Origin of the sequence: Bradyrhizobium sp. CCBAU 53421, from assembly GCF_015291625.1 — a bacterium.
GTDB lineage: Bacteria > Pseudomonadota > Alphaproteobacteria > Rhizobiales > Xanthobacteraceae > Bradyrhizobium.
Genome location: NZ_CP030047.1, coordinates 4,978,180 through 4,994,298 on the forward strand (window position 1 = coordinate 4,978,180; position 16,119 = coordinate 4,994,298).

Here is a 16,119-nt window from a genome sequence, read left to right on the forward strand (position 1 = left end):
CATGCCGGGTCTTGAGAGGTGATTTTGATGGCCATTAACCTGATCGACCTGTCGATGCCGCAGCCGACGCTTGTTCCGAACGATGCTCCCGGCATCAGCGACGACGAGTGTGTCCGCCGGCTCGCGAGGGCCGTCGAGGAGCATGATTCCGAGCATCTCGATGAAGTGGCCCGCCTGATCGGCCGGCTTGCCGTCACGATCGAATAGACCGCACCGCCGCGCGCGTCTTGCCCGCCAACGGCGTGTTGCGTTTTGGCGGAGCTTGTTCCAAAAGATGGCCCTGTTCTAGCTTCTCCAGCGGCAATGCCGCGACTTGCAGGGTCTCCGCCAATGACCGGTTTTTCGACCGCGCGCCAGTACATGGTCGATGGTCAGGTGCGTCCGAGCGACGTGACCGATGATCGAATTCTCGAAGCCATGTTGAGCGTTCCGCGCGAGGTGTTCGTGCCGGCCAGCAAGCAGGCGCTGGCCTATCTGGACCTCGATCTGGACGTGACCGAGGGCGGCGCGGCGAGGCGCTGCCTGATCACGCCGGCGTTGCTCGCCAGGATGCTGCAGGCGGCCGAGATCAAGGCGACCGACCGCGTCCTGGTCGTCGGCTGCGCGACCGGCTACGCCGCCGCCATCGTGGCGCGCTTCGCCGCCGAGGTCAGCGCAACCGAGAGCGATCCGGCGCTGGCCGCGAAGGCCATCGCGGCGTTCGGCCAGCTCGGCATCCAGAATGTGACGGTCAAGACCGCAGCAGCTGGCGACGGCGATCCCGCCGGCGGGCCGTATGACGTCATCGTTCTCAACGGTACGACCGAGATTATCCCGACCGGGCTGTTGGGCCAGCTCAAGGAGGGGGGTAGGCTGGTCGGGGTGTTCGGCCTGAAGCCGCCGCCGCGCGCCACTGTCGTCACCCACTCCCACGGGGATTTCGGACATCGCGAGCTGTTCGACGCCACGGCCCCCGTGCTGGCTGGATTGGAACGGGTTCCGGCCTTCGTCTTCTGACCGCTACCGCGGCGCACTGGCTGATAAAATCCCATTCCGAATCAGAAGTGTGGCCCGTTTGCCCCATGTGAAGAGTTTCGACCGCGTTCCGTTGCGGGGTAGTTCCGTTGCCCTTAGCTGCGGACTAAGGTGAGGCGGGACTCACTTCGTCTGAAGCGACCGCCGGACTGACTTGCGTGTGGAGACGGCGACTACCATGATTGGATTACCGGGGATGCGAGGGGTGAAGCTTATCACCGCGGCTGCGACTGCCGTCCTTCTGTTGGCGGAGATGGGCCCTGTGCCCGCACTCGCCGACACTATCGAGGCCGCGCTGGTGCGGTCCTACCAGAACAATCCCCAGCTCAATGCGCAGCGCGCGCTGGTCAGGGCGACAGACGAAAACGTTCCCCAGGCGCTGTCCGGCTATCGTCCGAGAGCCGCGCTGACCGTGAGCGGCGGATATCAGTACTCCGACCAGCAGCCGACGGGCGTCAAGGACTCGATCCACGGCACCCAAAATCCGGCGAGTGCGGGCCTTACGGTCAACCAGTCACTGTTCAATGCGCAGACCCCGCAGAAGGTGCGCGCGGCCGAGAGCCAGGTGTCGTCGGCGCGCGAAGGTCTGCGCGTGCTCGAGCAGACGGTGATCCTGAACGCGGCCACGATCTACATGGACTATCTGCGCGACTCGGCGATCGTCGAGGTCCAGCGCAGCAACACGCGCGTGCTGGAGCAGACGCTGAAGCAGACCCAGGACCGCTTCAACGTCGGTGAGGTGACGCGGACGGACGTCGCGCAATCCGAGGCGCAGCTTGCGGCCGGCAAGACCCAGCAGCTCACAGCGGAATCGAACCTGACGACGACGCGGTCGAACTTCCGCCGTATCATCGGCAACGAGCCGCAGAATCTCGCGCCCGGTTCGCCGGTCGATCGCTTCTTGCCGACGACGCTTGCGGCCGCCGTCGAGCTCAGCCTGACCCAGAATCCGAACGTCACGTCCGCGATGTACGGCGTCGATGTCAACTTCCTGCAGACCAAGGTTGCCGAAGGCGCGCTGCTGCCGACGGTCGGGTTGCAGGCGTCGGTGACCGAAGGCTACCAGCAACAATTGTCGGTGAACCGCCTCTTCAATGCGTCGGCGCAGGTTCAGGTGTCGGTGCCGATCTACCAGGGCGGTGCCGAATACTCGCTGATCCGGCAGTCCAAGGAATCGCTGGCGCAGCAGCGTCTGGTCCTGGAACAGACCAGGGATCAGGCGCGCGCCAACGTCGTCACCGCATGGGGCCAGCTGGTCGCCGGCAAGTCGCAGGTCGCATCGGCACAGGCGCAGGTGACCGCGTCCGAGATCGCGCTGAATGGCGTGCGCGAAGAGGCCAAGGCCGGCCAGCGCACCACGCTCGACGTGCTCAACGCGCAGCAGGCGCTGGTCAATGCGCGCAATGCGCTCGTCACCGCACAGCACGACCGGGTTGTCGCGTCGTATAACGTGCTGAGCGCGGTTGGCCGGCTGTCACCGCAGGTGATGGGCCTTTCGACCAACGTCTATGATCCCAGCGTGCATTACCAGCAGGTGCGCGACAACTGGGCCGGCGTGCGTACGCCGGACGGCCGCTAAACATCTTCACATCATCGTCGCCTGTCGCGCCATGTTTGTGGTTCTGAGTTAATCAGGACCACAGACTGGCGCGTTTGCTTGCAATCGATAATTGGCCTGACATACCGTTTTGTCGGGCAGCAAGGCGATTCGCGGCGAGCCGGCATTGCGTGATGACAGGTGCGACGCCACCTGTGATCGCGCTGCATTGGGCGACACGAAGCTTGCACAAAGCCTCGGGCGGGCATGATCTGGGGACAAGTTGGGCGGGAGCAGTGAAAATCTCCGCCCGCTTCATCGGAACCGGCGAATCCTCTCGAGCTTGATGTAAAATAAGTTTCGATGTGGAGTCGGAGATGACGCAACCTGCGAAGGTCCAAGAGCCCTCGATGGAGGAGATCCTGGCGTCGATCCGTCGCATCATTGCCGACGACGAGGCGAAGCCAGCCGCGGCCGAGAAACCTGCTTCTGCCGCAGCGCTGCCGCCGAAGGTCGAGGCGCCACCACCACCAGCAGCCAAGCCTGCGATGAAGAGCCCGCCGCCCGCAGCATCCCCGGCCGCGAAGGCCGCCGCGCCAGCGCCGAAATCCCCGCCGCCAGCGCCGGCCAGCAACAGTCAGGACGACATCGATTCGCTGCTCGCCAGCCTCGACGAGGCGACGCCCGCGGCCGAGATCAGGCCGTCGCCGCAGCCCGAGGCCCAACCCGAAGCCGATGTGTTCGAGCTCACCGATGACATGGCGCTGCCGGAGGCGGCGGCCGCGCCGTCGTTCCGGAAGGTCGAGCCGCAGGACGATGTCGAGTTCACGGAAGCCCGCACAAGGGCGCCAGAGCCGATGCGAGAACCGGTGCGAGAACCGCCGGCAGTCGAAGCCGCGCCGATGCAGCAGATCATCTCGGGAACCACGATGCGGGCGGTCGAATCCGCTTTCAACTCGCTGGCCAACACCGTGCTGAGCAACAATGCTCGGACGCTGGAGGATCTGGTCAAGGAGATGCTGCGGCCGATGCTGAAGTCCTGGCTGGACGACAATCTGCCGGGACTGGTCGAGCGGATCGTCAAGGCCGAGATCGAGCGGGTATCCCGCGGGCGTTAGGTCCGTCGCGGGCGGTAGCTCCTGCCGCAGGGGCTTGGCAGCCCCCATTCAGCCCCCAAATGCCCCAGAGTTCGGTTCTGATAGGACAGGGCCGAAACGCCAGTTCGCTGTTTTGACGCGTTTTCTTCACGCGAACCGGTGTCCGCTTCGCCCGAAAACGCGATCAAAGCCATTTTGACCTGCCGGTCCGGTTGACTTGGTGCGTTCTGGCGGCTTTCTACCCTTTCCCCATGGTCCACAGCGCATTGTCATGATCGAGAAAAACTACCAGCCCGCCGATATCGAGCACCGGATGGCCCAGATCTGGGAGGAGAGCGGTGCGTTCAAGGCCGGCCGGCCAGAGCGCAAGGACGCCGCGCCCTTCACCATCGTGATCCCGCCGCCGAATGTTACCGGCTCGCTGCACATGGGCCACGCGCTCAACAACACGCTGCAGGACATCCTGTGCCGCTTCGAGCGGATGCGCGGCCGCGACGTGCTGTGGCAGCCCGGCACCGACCATGCCGGCATCGCCACCCAGATGGTGGTCGAGCGCCAGCTGATGGAACGGCAGGAACCGGGCCGGCGCGACATGGGCCGCGCCAGGTTCCTCGAACGGGTCTGGCAGTGGAAGGCCGAAAGCGGCGGCACCATCGTCAACCAGCTCAAGCGCCTCGGTGCGTCGTGCGACTGGTCGCGCGAGCGCTTCACCATGGACGAGGGCCTGTCGCGCGCCGTCGTCAAGGTGTTCGTGGAGCTGCATCGCCAGGGCCTGATCTACAAGGACAAGCGCCTGGTCAACTGGGACCCGAAGCTGCTCACCGCGATCTCCGATCTCGAAGTGGTGCAAAAGGAGATCAAGGGGCGTCTCTGGTACCTGCGCTATCCGATCGAAGGCCGCAGCTTCAGCCCCGACGATCCGAAGTCGTTCATCGTGGTCGCGACCACGCGTCCCGAGACGATGCTCGGCGACACCGCGGTCGCGGTGCATCCGGACGACGAGCGTTACACCGATCTGGTCGGCAAGCACGTCATCCTGCCCCTGGTCGGTCGCAAGATTCCGATCGTCGCCGACGACTACTCCGATCCCGAGAAGGGATCGGGCGCGGTCAAGGTGACGCCGGCGCATGACTTCAACGACTTCGAGATCGGCAAGCGCCATGGCCTGCCGCAGGTCAGCGTGCTGGATCAGGAAGGCTGCCTCAGCCTCACCGGCAACGAGGACTATCTGCGCGGCTTGCCGATGGGGGCCGACGAGTTCGCGGCGGAGTTTCATGGCATCGAGCGCTTTGCGGCGCGCAAGAAGATCGTGGCGCGGCTGGAGGAGTTCGGCTTCCTCGAGCGGATCGAGCCGAACACCCACATGGTGCCGCATGGCGACCGCTCCGATGTCGTGATCGAGCCCTATTTGACCGACCAATGGTACGTCGATGCCCACACGCTGGCGCAGCCGGCGATCGCGGCGGTGCGCTCGGGCGAAACCACCTTCGTGCCGAAGAACTGGGAAAAGACCTATTTCGAGTGGATGGAGAACATCCAGCCCTGGTGCATCTCGCGCCAGCTCTGGTGGGGCCATCAGATCCCGGCCTGGTATGGACCCGACGGCAAGGTGTTCGTCGCCGAGACCGAGGAAGAAGCGGTCGGCAACGCGCTCGGCTATTACGTCGAGCAGGAAGTCATCACGCCGGAGCAGGGCCACGACATGGCCACCGATCCCGCCAAGCGCGAGGGCTTCATCACGCGCGACGAAGACGTGCTCGACACCTGGTTCTCGTCGGCGCTGTGGCCGTTCTCGACGCTGGGCTGGCCGGACGATACGCCCGAAGTCGCGCGCTACTATCCGACCAACACGCTCGTCACCGGCTTCGACATCATCTTCTTCTGGGTCGCCCGCATGATGATGATGGGCCTCCACTTCATGAAGGAGGCACCGTTCTCGACCGTCTACATCCACCGTCTCGTCCGTGACGAGAAGGGCGCGAAGATGTCGAAGTCGAAGGGCAACGTCATCGATCCGCTCGGCGTGATCGACGAATACGGCGCCGATGCGCTGCGCTTCGCATTGACCCGCGAGGCGGCGCAAGGCCACGACATCCGCCTATCGCCGCATCTGGTCGAGACCAATCGCAACTTCGCGACCAAGTTCTGGAATGCTTGCCGCTTCGCCGAGATGAACGAGTGCGTCAAGCCGGACGGTTTCGATCCGAAGGGCGCCAAGGAGACGTTGAACCGCTGGATCGCGCACGAAACCTCGCGTGTCACCCGCGAGGTGACCGAGACCATCGAGGACCATCGCTTCAACGACGCGGCCGGCGCGATCTACCGCTTCGTCTGGAACGTGTTCTGTGACTGGTATCTCGAGCTCGCAAAGCCGGTGCTGATGGGCGAGGAGGGCGCCGCCAAGGCCGAGACCCGCGCCATGATCGCCTGGACCCGCGACGAGATCCTCAAGCTGCTGCATCCGTTCATGCCCTTCATCACCGAAGAGCTGTGGGCGGTGACGGCAAAGCGCGACGGCCTCCTGGTGCTGGCGTCCTGGCCGCGCAAATCGGGCGTGACCGGCGAGCAGCTGGCGGCGATCGCGACCGCTGGTCCCGTCGTCGATCCGATCATTCCACCGGTCATTGCCGCGCTCGACGCCGACGAGTTCAGCGATCCCGCGGCGGAAGCCGAGATCGGCTGGGTGGTCGATCTCGTCACCGCGATGCGGTCGGTGAAGGCGGAAATGAACATCCCGCCGTCGACGCTGACGCCGCTGGTGATCGTGACCACCTCCGACGAGACGCGGGACCGTGCCCAGCGCTGGAACGACACCATCAAGCGCCTGGCGCGACTATCGGATATTTCCTTCGCGGCCTCCGCGCCGGAAGGCGCCATGCAGCTCTTGGTGCGCGGCGAAGTCGTCGCGCTGCCGCTGAAGGGCGTGATCGATCTTGCGGCGGAACGGGCCCGGCTGGAGAAGGAGCTCGGCAAGGCCGACGCCGACATCAAGCGGGTCGACGCCAAACTGTCCAACGAGAAGTTCGTCGCCAACGCGCCGGAAGAGCTCGTCGAGGAAGAGAAGGAAAAGCGCGCGGCGGCACAAGAGCGGCGGGCCAAGATTCTCGAGGCGATCGAACTGCTGAAGAAGGCGTCATAGCTGATAACGCTGTGACGCTCAGAACCGCTTGCTGAGGAATTTCGACCCCTTCAGCCCGTAGCGCCAGGGCAGCTCGACGGCCTTGGTGATGCCGATCCGAATCCCGGTGACGATGTCGGGCGTCTCGGTGCGCGCGTGGAGCGCGATCGGCGGCCGGTCCAGCGGCAACTCGCTGTGCGCGATGGTGATGCCCATCGCCTCGCACAGCTTGCCCGGCCCCGAGCACAGCGCGCGCTCATCCTCCAGCCCGCGCCGCCGGCGCATCGCGGCGAGCCCATGGGTCGGCTCAATCGCGCGGATCAGCACGGCACTGGCCGAGCCCGCTTCCTCGCAGACGAAATTGACGCACCAATGGATGCCGTAGGAGCGGTAGACATAGGAGAAGCCGGGCGGGCCGAACATCACCTGGTTGCGCGGGGTCGGTCCGTTGAACGAATGGGCGGCGGGTTCGGTGTGATGGTAGGCCTCGACTTCGGTGATGATGCCGCCGACGCCGCCGACCAGGAAGGTCGCGCCGATCAGCTCGGGCGCGACCTCATGGACGCTGCGGTCGAAGAACGAGCGTTTCAGCGCCTTGCCGAGGCGCGGCGCGGTCGCGCGGGTCGATCGGGGTTTTTGAGCCATTTTGAGGTAGGAATCGGCGTGGAACGGACCGCAAGACTGCCAATATCTGGGCTGATCTGCTAGGGTCGCAGGGCGGGTTGCGAGCCGCATCAACACCGATTAGCTAAGGTCTCTCGCGACTTGCAGGCACCTATGGTCACCATCGTCGACACCATCTCCACCACTCAGCTCCGCCCACGTCACCCCGAAAAGGTGAACCGGCCGGATGCCGTGTCGCCGCCGAAGCCGGACTGGATCCGGGTTCGCGCGCCGAACACGCGCGGCTATGCAGATACGCGGCGGATCGTGAAGGAGAACGGCCTCGTCACGGTGTGCGAGGAGGCGGGCTGCCCCAATATCGGTGAGTGCTGGGACAAGAAGCACGCCACCTTCATGATCATGGGCGACACCTGCACCCGCGCCTGCGCGTTCTGCAACGTGAAGACCGGCATGCCGAGCGCGCTCGAGGCGAGCGAGCCGGAATACGTCGCGGAGGCGACCGCCAAGCTCGGGCTCACCCATGTCGTGGTGACCTCGGTCGATCGCGACGATCTCGCCGACGGCGGCGGCGAGCATTTTGCGGCGACCATCCGCGCCATCCGCGCGCGCTGCCCGACCACCACGATCGAGATCCTGACGCCGGACTTCCTGCGCAAGGACGGCGCGCTCGAGCGCGTGGTCGCGGCCAAGCCCGATGTCTTCAACCACAATCTGGAAACCGTGCCGTCGCGCTATCTGACGGTCCGTCCCGGCGCGCGCTATTTCCATTCGATCCGGCTGCTGCAGCGGGTCAAGGAGATGGACCCGACCATCTTCACCAAATCGGGCATCATGGTCGGTCTCGGCGAGGAGCGGCACGAGGTGCTGCAGGTGATGGACGATCTGCGCTCGGCCGACGTCGATTTCCTGACCATCGGCCAGTACCTGCAGCCGACCCGCAAGCATCACGCCGTGATGCGCTACGTGACGCCGGACGAATTCGCCGGCTACGAGCGTGTCGCCTATACCAAGGGATTTCTGATGGTGTCGGCGAGCCCGCTGACGCGCTCGTCGCACCATGCCGGCGAGGATTTTGCCAAACTGCAGGCGGCTCGCACGGCCCGCGGCCGCTAGATTTTTTTTGACGGCAGGAGGCCGGCGCCGTCACGCGCCGTTGCCTGATCGAGCCTTGACCGAATCTTGGACGGGACCAATGCAACGCGTGCTGGTGATGGGATCGTCGGGATCCGGCAAGTCGACCTTTGCGCGACGGCTGTCCGAGATCACGGGCATTCCGACGGTGTCGATCGATGCGCTGTTCTGGAAGCCGGGCTGGGTCGGGTCCGACAAGGAGGAATTCCAGCGCCGCATGATCGAAGCGGCGCAGGCGCCGCGCTGGATCATGGATGGGAACTACACGGCGAGCGGTGCAGGTGAACTGCGTCGCGAGCTCTCGGATACGATCATCTGGTTCGACTTGCCGCGCTCGGCCTGCATGCTCGGAATCATCAGGCGCATTGCCGGCAGCTACGGCCAGGTCCGCCCCGAGATGGCGGAAGGCTGCCCGGAGAAGATCGACCTGGAATTCTTCCGTTATGTCTGGACCTATCGCCAGCAGCAGCGGCCGAAGCTGATGGAATATTTTTCAGGACTGCGCGCCGATCAATCGCTGGTCTGCTTCACTGATCGGGCCCAGGCGGACGATTACCTGAAGCGCCTCGCACTCCAGCGAAACCGTGCGAGTATCCACTGATGCCACGATTCTCAAGCAAGCGGCGGGTCCGCCACACCGCACCTCAAATGTTCGATCTGGTCGCCGACGTCGAGCGCTATCCCGAATTCGTGCCGTTGTGCCAGGCGCTCAAGGTCCGCCAGCGGACGCCCAAGGACGACGGCACCGAGGTCGTGGTCGCCGACATGACGGTCTCCTTCAAGCTGGTGCGCGAGACCTTCACCAGCAGGGTGACGCTCGACCGGCCCAACCTGAAGATCCTGGTCGAATATCTGCGCGGCCCGTTCAGTAATCTGGAGAATCGCTGGAGCTTCGAGCCGAAGTCGGACATCGAATGCGACGTCGGCTTCTTCCTGAACTACGAATTCAAGAGCCGGATGCTGGCGATGCTGATGGGCTCGATGTTCGACGCCGCATTCTCGCGCTTTGCCGCCGCGTTCGAGAAGCGCGCCGATCAGGTCTACGGCAAGCCGGCCTAGCCAACGTCTCCGTCATTGCGAGGAGCCCGCGACAAAATTGCAGGGCAATTTTGCGCTGGAGCGACGAAGCAATCCGTACCTCCGCACGCGGTGCGATGGATTGCTTCGCTTCGCTCGCAACGACGAGAAGAAATGTGACTTACGGACAGGAACGACGTACGCCGCCGGAGGCGATGTAGGTGCCCGAAGCAGGGTCGTAGGTGCGGAAACGCTGGGAGCAATAGGCGTCGTTGTTGGCCTTGGCCTGGCTCGCCGCGATGGCGCCGCCGATGATCGCGCCCGCTGCTAGCCCGCCGATGACTGCACCGGCGTTGCCACCGTCGTGATAATGACGATGACCGTAGTAGCCGCCGCGATAGCCGTAACGCGGGCCGCCATGCCAGTGACGATACTGCACGTGCTCGACGGAGGTCGGCTGGTCCCGCAGCCGTGCGGGCGCGAGCGGTGCGGCAAACGAGGGGGCAACAGTCGACAGCGTCATGGCGCCTGAGGTGATTGCCGCCACGACCAAAGTTCCCAACTTCATCATTTTCTCCTTGTTGTGGGATTTTGCTGTTTGGAAGAACAATTCAAACAGCAGAGTTGGAACAATAGAAAACGGCGAAGCGACGTCGCAGTTCCACCTGCGATAGGCGGCACTGGGTCGCAGTTGACTCAGGGTGGTGCAGCGTTGGCCGCGCGCGATTCGACTTGCGCAAGCCTATCCGCGCGGCGGTCGCCGGCGTTTCGCGGCGTGGCTTCGCGGCGACCGCGCCACACGCGGCCGCAACCGGCTGGCGGCCTCGCGGCGCGGCTTGGCGGCCTGCGGCGGGCGCGCGAGCTCCATCAACATGCGGAGCGCCTCGACCACCGAGCGCTGCCGCACCGTGCTGCGACCGATCGCGCCGAAACGTTGTTCACGATGCAGGATGCGGCCGTCGCGCGCGGCGACGGCGAAATGCACCAGGCCGACCGGCTTGCCCGGCGTCGCGCCGCCCGGGCCCGCGATCCCGGTGATCGAGACCGCCAGGTCGACGCCGGCCTTTTCCAGCGCGCCGATTGCCATCGCGGTCGCGGTCTCCTTGCTCACCGCGCCGAACGTCTCCAGCGTTGCCGCCTTGACGCCGAGCATCACCCGCTTGGCCTCGTTCGAATAGGTGACGAAGCCGCGGTCGATCACGTCGGACGAGCCGGGGATGTCGGTGAGCGCGCCTGCGACCAGTCCGCCGGTGCAGGACTCGGCGGTCGCGATGGTCAGCTTGCGCATCCGGCACAGGTCTAGCAGCGAGCGGGAGAGGGCACGAGCGTCGCTGCCGCCCATGTCAGGCACTCCAGCCTTTATCATCCCAGGGCAATCGCACCGTGGCGCTCGCGGTCGCCGCGATGCCTTCCTCACGGCCGGTGAAGCCGAGCCGCTCGCTGGTGGTGGCCTTGACCGCGACGCGCGAGATATGGACGCCGGAGATCTCCGCGATCTTCGCCCGCATGGTGTCGCGCAGCGGGCCGATCTTCGGCCGCTCGCAGATCAGCGTCACCTCGAGATTGGCGATCCGGCCGCCGCGCGCGGTGACGCGCTCGACGGCGTATTTCAGGAACTGATCGGAGGAGGCGCCCTTCCACTTGGCGTCGCTCGGCGGGAAGTGCGAGCCGATGTCGCCGTCGGCCAGCGCGCCGAGGATCGCGTCGACCAGCGCATGCAGCCCGACATCGCCGTCGGAATGCGCCAGGAAGCCGCGCGTGTGCGGCACGCGCACGCCGCAGATCATGACATGGTCGCCGTCGCCAAAGGCATGCACGTCGTAGCCGGTGCCGGTCCTGATGTCGCCGAGCTGGCTTGCGAGCCGCGCTTCCTCGCGCACGAAGTCTTCGGGTGTGGTGAGTTTCATGTTGGCAGCTTCGCCTTCAAACGTCGCAACGGTCAATCCCGCCCATTCAGCAAGTGCGGCATCGTCGGTGAAATCGCTGCGGCCCTCGCGCACGGCGCGACGATGCGCCTCCAATATTACGTCGAAACGAAATGCCTGTGGCGTCTGCGCGATCCGCAGCCGCGCGCGCTCCGGCGTCGCCTCGACATCGCCGGTATCGCCGGTGAGCTTGATCGTGTCGGTGACGGGAATGACGGGGATCGCAGCGCCGGTCCGGCCGGCCGCAGCGATCGCGCGCGAGATCACGGCTGCAGTGACGAAGGGGCGTGCGGCATCGTGGATCAGCACGATGTCGGGCTTCTCGCTGGCGAGCGCCTCGAGCCCGGCATGGACCGAGGCCTGCCGGGTCGCGCCGCCAGGCGTCGGCGGCTGATGGCGGAGGCCTGCGACCGCTTCATCGAACAGCGCGGCATCGTCAGGATTGACCACCGGCTGCACCGCAAACACGTCGGGATGTCCGGAGAACGCCTCCATGGCGCGGTAGATCACCGTCTGTCCGCCGATCGTCCGGTATTGCTTCGGTCCGCCTGCGCCGGCGCGCAGTCCACGGCCGGCTGCGACAAGGATGGCTGCGGTACGCTCAGGCTTCGGCATTTTGAACCAGTGACAGACGAATCGGGGATGAGGGGAGCGGCGGGGGACCGCCGCGCACAGCCCTTAGCATGACCGCTGCGCAAAAACAGAGCGTTTGCCGATGACTGTGGGAAAAGCAGATTTTGTTGCAGTGCACTTGCACTGGTGGTAGGAATGTCTAAACCGTAGGCATGAGCCTTGACTGCACAAGAATTGTGCGCAGAATAGACGACGTCAGCTGCAATGGCGTGGCTGACAGAACGACGAGACGGTTGTGACCGGCGTGCAAAGTACTCCTCGTAACCCATTGAAGATAGGCGATATTGCTGTCGCCAACCGGGTTCTCCTCGCGCCCATGTCCGGCATTACCGACGCGCCTTTCCGGCGACTCGCTGCCACGTTGGGCGCCGGACTCGTCGTCTCCGAGATGACCGCCAGCGACGATCTGGTGAACGGCAAGCCGATGTCGAAGCTGCGTTGTGAGGCAGCGGGAATCGGGCCGCATGTGGTCCAGCTCGCCGGCTGCGAAACCCATTGGATGGCGGAGGGTGCGCGGATCGCCGAGGGCGCCGGCGCCGACATCATCGATATCAACATGGGCTGCCCAGCGCGCCACGTGACCGGTGGTCAGTCCGGCTCGGCCCTGATGCGCGACCTCGACCACGCGGTGAGGCTGATCGAGGCGACGCTGTCGGCGGTCAAGGTGCCGGTGACGCTGAAGATGCGGCTCGGCTGGGACGATCGCTCGCTCAATGCGCCCGAACTGGCGCGCCGCGCCGAGGCGGCAGGCGTGCAGATGATCACCGTCCATGGCCGCACCCGCTGCCAGTTCTACAAGGGCGAAGCGAACTGGAATGCGGTGCGCGCGGTCAAGGATGCCGTCACGATCCCGGTCGTGGTCAACGGCGACATCACCTCGTTCGACCGGGCGGTCGATGCGCTGGAGATGTCGGGCGCCGACGCCGTCATGATCGGCCGCGGCGCGCAGGGCCAGCCCTGGCTGCCCGGCCAGATCGGCCGCCGGCTCGAGACCGGGGTTGCCGAGGCTGCGCCGTCGCTCGCCGAGCAGCTCAAGCATGTTCGCGCGCTCTATGATGAGGTCTGCAGCCATTATGGCCTGCGCGTCGGGCTCAGGCATGCGCGCAAGCATCTCGGCTGGGCGCTGGAGACCGCTGCCGCCTATAGCTGCGCACCGGCGGCAACATTGAAGAGCTGGCGGCAGGCGATCCTGACCTCCGAGCAGCCGTCCAGCGTGCATCGCGCGCTCGAGGACGCCTACGACGATTTTGCCTGGAGTGCTGCCGCATGACGTCAGCCATGGAATTCCGCCGGCCCGTGCCGACCGACGGCGAGGCTATCCTCAACGCGCTGCCCAATCCGGTGCTGCTGGTCGCGCCCGACGGGCGGATCGTCGACGCCAACATCGCCGCCGAATCCTTCTTCGAGATCTCGACGCAGTTTTTGCGCCGGCAGTCGCTGAAGGAGCTGGTGCCGTTCGGCAGCCCGCTGCTGGCGCTGATCGAGCAGGTGCGGGCGAGCGGCTCCCCGGTCAACGAATACAAGGTCGATCTCGGCACGCCGCGGATCGGAGGCGACCGTCAGGTCGACCTGCATGTCGCGCCGCTGACCGAGAGGCCCGGGCATATCGTGGTGATGCTGCAGGAGCGGACCATCGCCGACAAGATGGACCGCCAGCTCACCCATCGCAGCGCAGCGCGCTCGGTGATCGCGCTGGCCGCGATGCTCGCCCACGAGATCAAGAACCCGCTGTCCGGCATCCGCGGCGCCGCGCAACTGTTGGAGCAGCAGGCCTCCTCCGAGGACCGGCTGCTGACGCGGCTGATCTGCGACGAGGCGGACCGCATCGTGACGCTGGTTGATCGCATGGAAGTGTTCGGCGACGACCGCCCGGTGGCGCGCGGGCCGGTCAACATCCATTCCGTGCTCGACCATGTGAAGCGGCTGGCGCAGTCGGGCTTTGCCCGCAACGTCCGTTTCATCGAGGACTACGATCCGTCGCTGCCGCCGGTGCTCGCCAATCAGGACCAGCTGATCCAGGTGTTCCTCAACCTGGTGAAGAACGCGGCCGAAGCGGTCGCCGATCTCGGCACCGATGCGGAGATCCACCTCACCACGGCATTCCGGCCGGGGGTGCGGCTGTCGGTGCCGGGCAAGAAATCGCGGGTCTCGCTGCCGCTGGAGTTCTGCGTCAAGGACAACGGCTCAGGCGTGCCGGAAGATCTGCTGCCGAACCTGTTCGATCCCTTCGTCACCACCAAGCAGACCGGCAGCGGGCTCGGCCTCGCGCTGGTCGCCAAGATCGTCGGCGATCACGGCGGCATCATCGAATGCGAGTCGCAGCCGCGCAAAACCACCTTCCGCGTGCTGATGCCGATGTACAGCGCCGCCAAGCAACACGACCATAGCAACCGCGATGACGTTCCGGGTACGTCCTCGCCTGCCTCTCAGGACGCACGATGAGGAACAACAATGCCCGCAGGTAGCATACTTGTCGCCGATGACGACACCGCCATACGGACCGTCCTGAACCAGGCGCTGTCGCGCGCGGGCTACGAGGTCCGCCTGACCGGCAACGCCGCCACGCTATGGCGCTGGGTCAGCCAGGGCGAGGGCGATCTCGTCATCACCGACGTGGTGATGCCCGACGAGAACGCGTTCGATCTCTTGCCGCGCATCAAGAAGATGCGGCCCAATCTGCCGGTCATCGTGATGAGCGCGCAGAACACTTTCATGACCGCGATCCGCGCCTCCGAGCGCGGCGCCTACGAATATCTGCCGAAGCCGTTCGACCTGAAGGAGCTGATCACCATCGTCGGCCGCGCGCTGGCCGAGCCGAAGGAGCGGGTATCCAGTCCCGCCGACGACGGTGAGTTCGACTCGATCCCGCTGGTCGGCCGCTCGCCGGCAATGCAGGAGATCTACCGCGTGCTGGCGCGGCTGATGCAGACCGACCTCACCGTGATGATCTCCGGCGAGTCGGGCACCGGCAAGGAGCTGGTCGCCCGCGCGCTGCACGACTATGGCCGGCGCCGCAACGGCCCATTCGTCGCGGTCAACATGGCGGCGATCCCGCGCGACCTCATCGAGTCCGAATTGTTCGGCCATGAGCGCGGCGCGTTCACCGGCGCCAACACCCGCGCCTCCGGCCGCTTCGAGCAGGCCGAGGGCGGCACGCTGTTCCTCGACGAGATCGGCGACATGCCGATGGAGGCGCAGACCCGGCTGCTCCGCGTGCTGCAGCAAGGCGAATACACCACCGTCGGCGGCCGCACCCCGATCAAGACCGACGTGCGCATCGTCGCGGCCTCCAACAAGGACCTGCGCATCCTGATCCAGCAGGGTCTGTTCCGCGAAGATCTGTTCTTCCGCCTCAACGTGGTGCCGCTGCGGCTGCCGCCGCTGCGCGAGCGCATCGAGGATCTGCCCGACCTGATCCGGCACTTCTTCTCGCTCGCCGAGAAGGACGGTCTGCCGCCGAAGAAGCTCGACACCCAGGCGCTGGAGCGGCTCAAGCAGCACCGCTGGCCGGGCAACGTCCGCGAGCTGGAGAACCTCGCCCGGCGGCTCGCCGCGCTCTATCCGCAGGACGTCATCACGGCCTCGGTCATCGACGGCGAGCTGGCCCCGCCGGCGGTCACCTCCGGGAGCACCGCGACTGTCGGCGTCGACAATCTCGGCGGTGCCGTGGAGGCCTATCTGTCCTCGCACTTCTCCGGCTTCCCGAACGGCGTGCCGCCCCCGGGCCTCTATCACCGCATCCTCAAGGAGATCGAGATCCCGCTGCTCACCGCCGCGCTGGCGGCGACCCGCGGCAACCAGATCCGGGCCGCCGACCTGCTCGGATTGAACCGCAATACGCTGCGCAAGAAGATCCGTGACCTCGATATCCAGGTCTACCGGAGCGGCGGGTAAGGGCGCCGGGGCGGGCTCCTCGCTTCAAGCCTAGCTGCCGTTATTGAGTAGTCACAAATGGTTTTGAGGACACGGCGCCGCACCAGCGTTTGCGCCGCGGAAATGTCGCAATTCGGCAACATTGTGATA

15 protein-coding genes are annotated in these 16,119 nt (G+C 65.6%); 11 read left to right on the top strand and 4 right to left on the bottom strand.

The features are described from left to right. Positions 1–27: 27 nt before the first annotated feature. The 5 genes from XH92_RS23785 (at position 28) to XH92_RS23805 (ending at position 6,787) form a co-directional block, all read left to right on the top strand. The gene (locus XH92_RS23785; RefSeq protein ID WP_194454272.1) at positions 28–207 is read left to right on the top strand and encodes a hypothetical protein; all 180 of its coding nucleotides are present in this window, start codon (positions 28–30) and stop codon (positions 205–207) included. 123 nt (positions 208–330) lie between these two features. Next, entirely contained in the window at positions 331–996 is a 666-nt protein-coding gene (locus tag XH92_RS23790) for a protein-L-isoaspartate O-methyltransferase (RefSeq protein ID WP_194454273.1), read from the top strand. 214 nt (positions 997–1,210) lie between these two features. Further along, entirely contained in the window at positions 1,211–2,593 is a 1,383-nt protein-coding gene (locus XH92_RS23795; RefSeq protein ID WP_194454274.1) for a TolC family outer membrane protein, read from the top strand. Between the two features lie 335 nt (positions 2,594–2,928). Next, on the top strand, positions 2,929–3,669 hold the full coding sequence (locus XH92_RS23800; protein WP_194454275.1) for a PopZ family protein: 741 nt from the start codon (positions 2,929–2,931) through the stop codon (positions 3,667–3,669). 250 nt (positions 3,670–3,919) lie between these two features. Continuing rightward, a complete protein-coding gene (locus XH92_RS23805; protein ID WP_194454276.1) occupies positions 3,920–6,787 on the top strand; it encodes a valine--tRNA ligase in 2,868 nt (955 codons plus the stop codon). Between the two features lie 18 nt (positions 6,788–6,805). Here the strand turns inward: XH92_RS23805 and XH92_RS23810 are convergent, their stop codons facing one another. Beyond that, positions 6,806–7,411, bottom strand: coding sequence for a DNA-3-methyladenine glycosylase (locus XH92_RS23810; protein ID WP_194454277.1), 606 nt, complete (start codon positions 7,409–7,411; stop codon positions 6,806–6,808). A 132-nt stretch (positions 7,412–7,543) separates the two neighbouring features. Between XH92_RS23810 and lipA the strand changes: the two genes are divergently transcribed. From lipA to XH92_RS23825, 3 genes are all read left to right on the top strand, one after another. Beyond that, a complete protein-coding gene (lipA, locus tag XH92_RS23815; RefSeq protein ID WP_194454278.1) occupies positions 7,544–8,503 on the top strand; it encodes a lipoyl synthase in 960 nt (319 codons plus the stop codon). Between the two features lie 79 nt (positions 8,504–8,582). Continuing rightward, positions 8,583–9,122 carry a DNA topology modulation protein gene (locus XH92_RS23820; RefSeq protein WP_194454279.1) on the top strand — a complete coding sequence of 180 codons (540 nt, stop codon included), beginning with the start codon at positions 8,583–8,585 and terminating at the stop codon, positions 9,120–9,122. Continuing rightward, entirely contained in the window at positions 9,122–9,580 is a 459-nt protein-coding gene (locus XH92_RS23825; RefSeq protein WP_194454280.1) for a type II toxin-antitoxin system RatA family toxin, read from the top strand. Before XH92_RS23820 ends, XH92_RS23825 begins: the two co-directional genes overlap by 1 nt. Before the next feature lie 139 nt (positions 9,581–9,719). Here the strand turns inward: XH92_RS23825 and XH92_RS23830 are convergent, their stop codons facing one another. From XH92_RS23830 to XH92_RS23840, 3 genes are all read right to left on the bottom strand, one after another. Next, complete coding sequence (locus tag XH92_RS23830; RefSeq protein WP_194454281.1) at positions 9,720–10,109, bottom strand: BA14K family protein; 390 nt, start codon at positions 10,107–10,109, stop codon at positions 9,720–9,722. A gap of 171 nt (positions 10,110–10,280) precedes the next feature. Continuing rightward, a complete protein-coding gene (locus XH92_RS23835; protein ID WP_194454282.1) occupies positions 10,281–10,880 on the bottom strand; it encodes a CinA family protein in 600 nt (199 codons plus the stop codon). A gap of 1 nt (position 10,881) precedes the next feature. Then, positions 10,882–12,078, bottom strand: coding sequence for a bifunctional 2-C-methyl-D-erythritol 4-phosphate cytidylyltransferase/2-C-methyl-D-erythritol 2,4-cyclodiphosphate synthase (locus XH92_RS23840; RefSeq protein WP_194454283.1), 1,197 nt, complete (start codon positions 12,076–12,078; stop codon positions 10,882–10,884). Positions 12,079–12,364: 286 nt separating this feature from the next. Between XH92_RS23840 and dusB the strand changes: the two genes are divergently transcribed. The 3 genes from dusB to ntrC are packed head-to-tail and all read left to right on the top strand — an operon-like array spanning position 12,365 to position 15,990. Then, positions 12,365–13,366 carry a tRNA dihydrouridine synthase DusB gene (dusB, locus tag XH92_RS23845; RefSeq protein ID WP_194454284.1) on the top strand — a complete coding sequence of 334 codons (1,002 nt, stop codon included), beginning with the start codon at positions 12,365–12,367 and terminating at the stop codon, positions 13,364–13,366. Beyond that, the gene (locus XH92_RS23850) at positions 13,363–14,538 is read left to right on the top strand and encodes a nitrogen regulation protein NR(II) (RefSeq protein ID WP_163151507.1); all 1,176 of its coding nucleotides are present in this window, start codon (positions 13,363–13,365) and stop codon (positions 14,536–14,538) included. Before dusB ends, XH92_RS23850 begins: the two co-directional genes overlap by 4 nt. Positions 14,539–14,547: 9 nt before the next feature. After that, positions 14,548–15,990 (top strand): nitrogen regulation protein NR(I), encoded by a 1,443-nt coding sequence (ntrC, locus tag XH92_RS23855; protein WP_029084144.1) that lies wholly within the window; start codon positions 14,548–14,550, stop codon positions 15,988–15,990. Positions 15,991–16,119 lie beyond the last annotated feature (129 nt).

Coding starts and splice junctions, on each gene's coding strand:
- XH92_RS23840 (WP_194454283.1), bottom strand. CDS start 12,078: ATGCCGAAGCCTGAGCGTACCGCAGCCATCCTTGTCGCAGCCGGCCGT.
- XH92_RS23830 (WP_194454281.1), bottom strand. CDS start 10,109: ATGATGAAGTTGGGAACTTTGGTCGTGGCGGCAATCACCTCAGGCGCC.
- XH92_RS23850 (WP_163151507.1), top strand. CDS start 13,363: ATGACGTCAGCCATGGAATTCCGCCGGCCCGTGCCGACCGACGGCGAG.
- XH92_RS23785 (WP_194454272.1), top strand. CDS start 28: ATGGCCATTAACCTGATCGACCTGTCGATGCCGCAGCCGACGCTTGTT.
- ntrC (WP_029084144.1), top strand. CDS start 14,548: ATGCCCGCAGGTAGCATACTTGTCGCCGATGACGACACCGCCATACGG.
- XH92_RS23835 (WP_194454282.1), bottom strand. CDS start 10,880: ATGGGCGGCAGCGACGCTCGTGCCCTCTCCCGCTCGCTGCTAGACCTG.
- XH92_RS23805 (WP_194454276.1), top strand. CDS start 3,920: ATGATCGAGAAAAACTACCAGCCCGCCGATATCGAGCACCGGATGGCC.
- XH92_RS23820 (WP_194454279.1), top strand. CDS start 8,583: ATGCAACGCGTGCTGGTGATGGGATCGTCGGGATCCGGCAAGTCGACC.
- XH92_RS23810 (WP_194454277.1), bottom strand. CDS start 7,411: ATGGCTCAAAAACCCCGATCGACCCGCGCGACCGCGCCGCGCCTCGGC.
- XH92_RS23790 (WP_194454273.1), top strand. CDS start 331: ATGACCGGTTTTTCGACCGCGCGCCAGTACATGGTCGATGGTCAGGTG.
- XH92_RS23800 (WP_194454275.1), top strand. CDS start 2,929: ATGACGCAACCTGCGAAGGTCCAAGAGCCCTCGATGGAGGAGATCCTG.
- lipA (WP_194454278.1), top strand. CDS start 7,544: ATGGTCACCATCGTCGACACCATCTCCACCACTCAGCTCCGCCCACGT.
- XH92_RS23795 (WP_194454274.1), top strand. CDS start 1,211: ATGCGAGGGGTGAAGCTTATCACCGCGGCTGCGACTGCCGTCCTTCTG.
- XH92_RS23825 (WP_194454280.1), top strand. CDS start 9,122: ATGCCACGATTCTCAAGCAAGCGGCGGGTCCGCCACACCGCACCTCAA.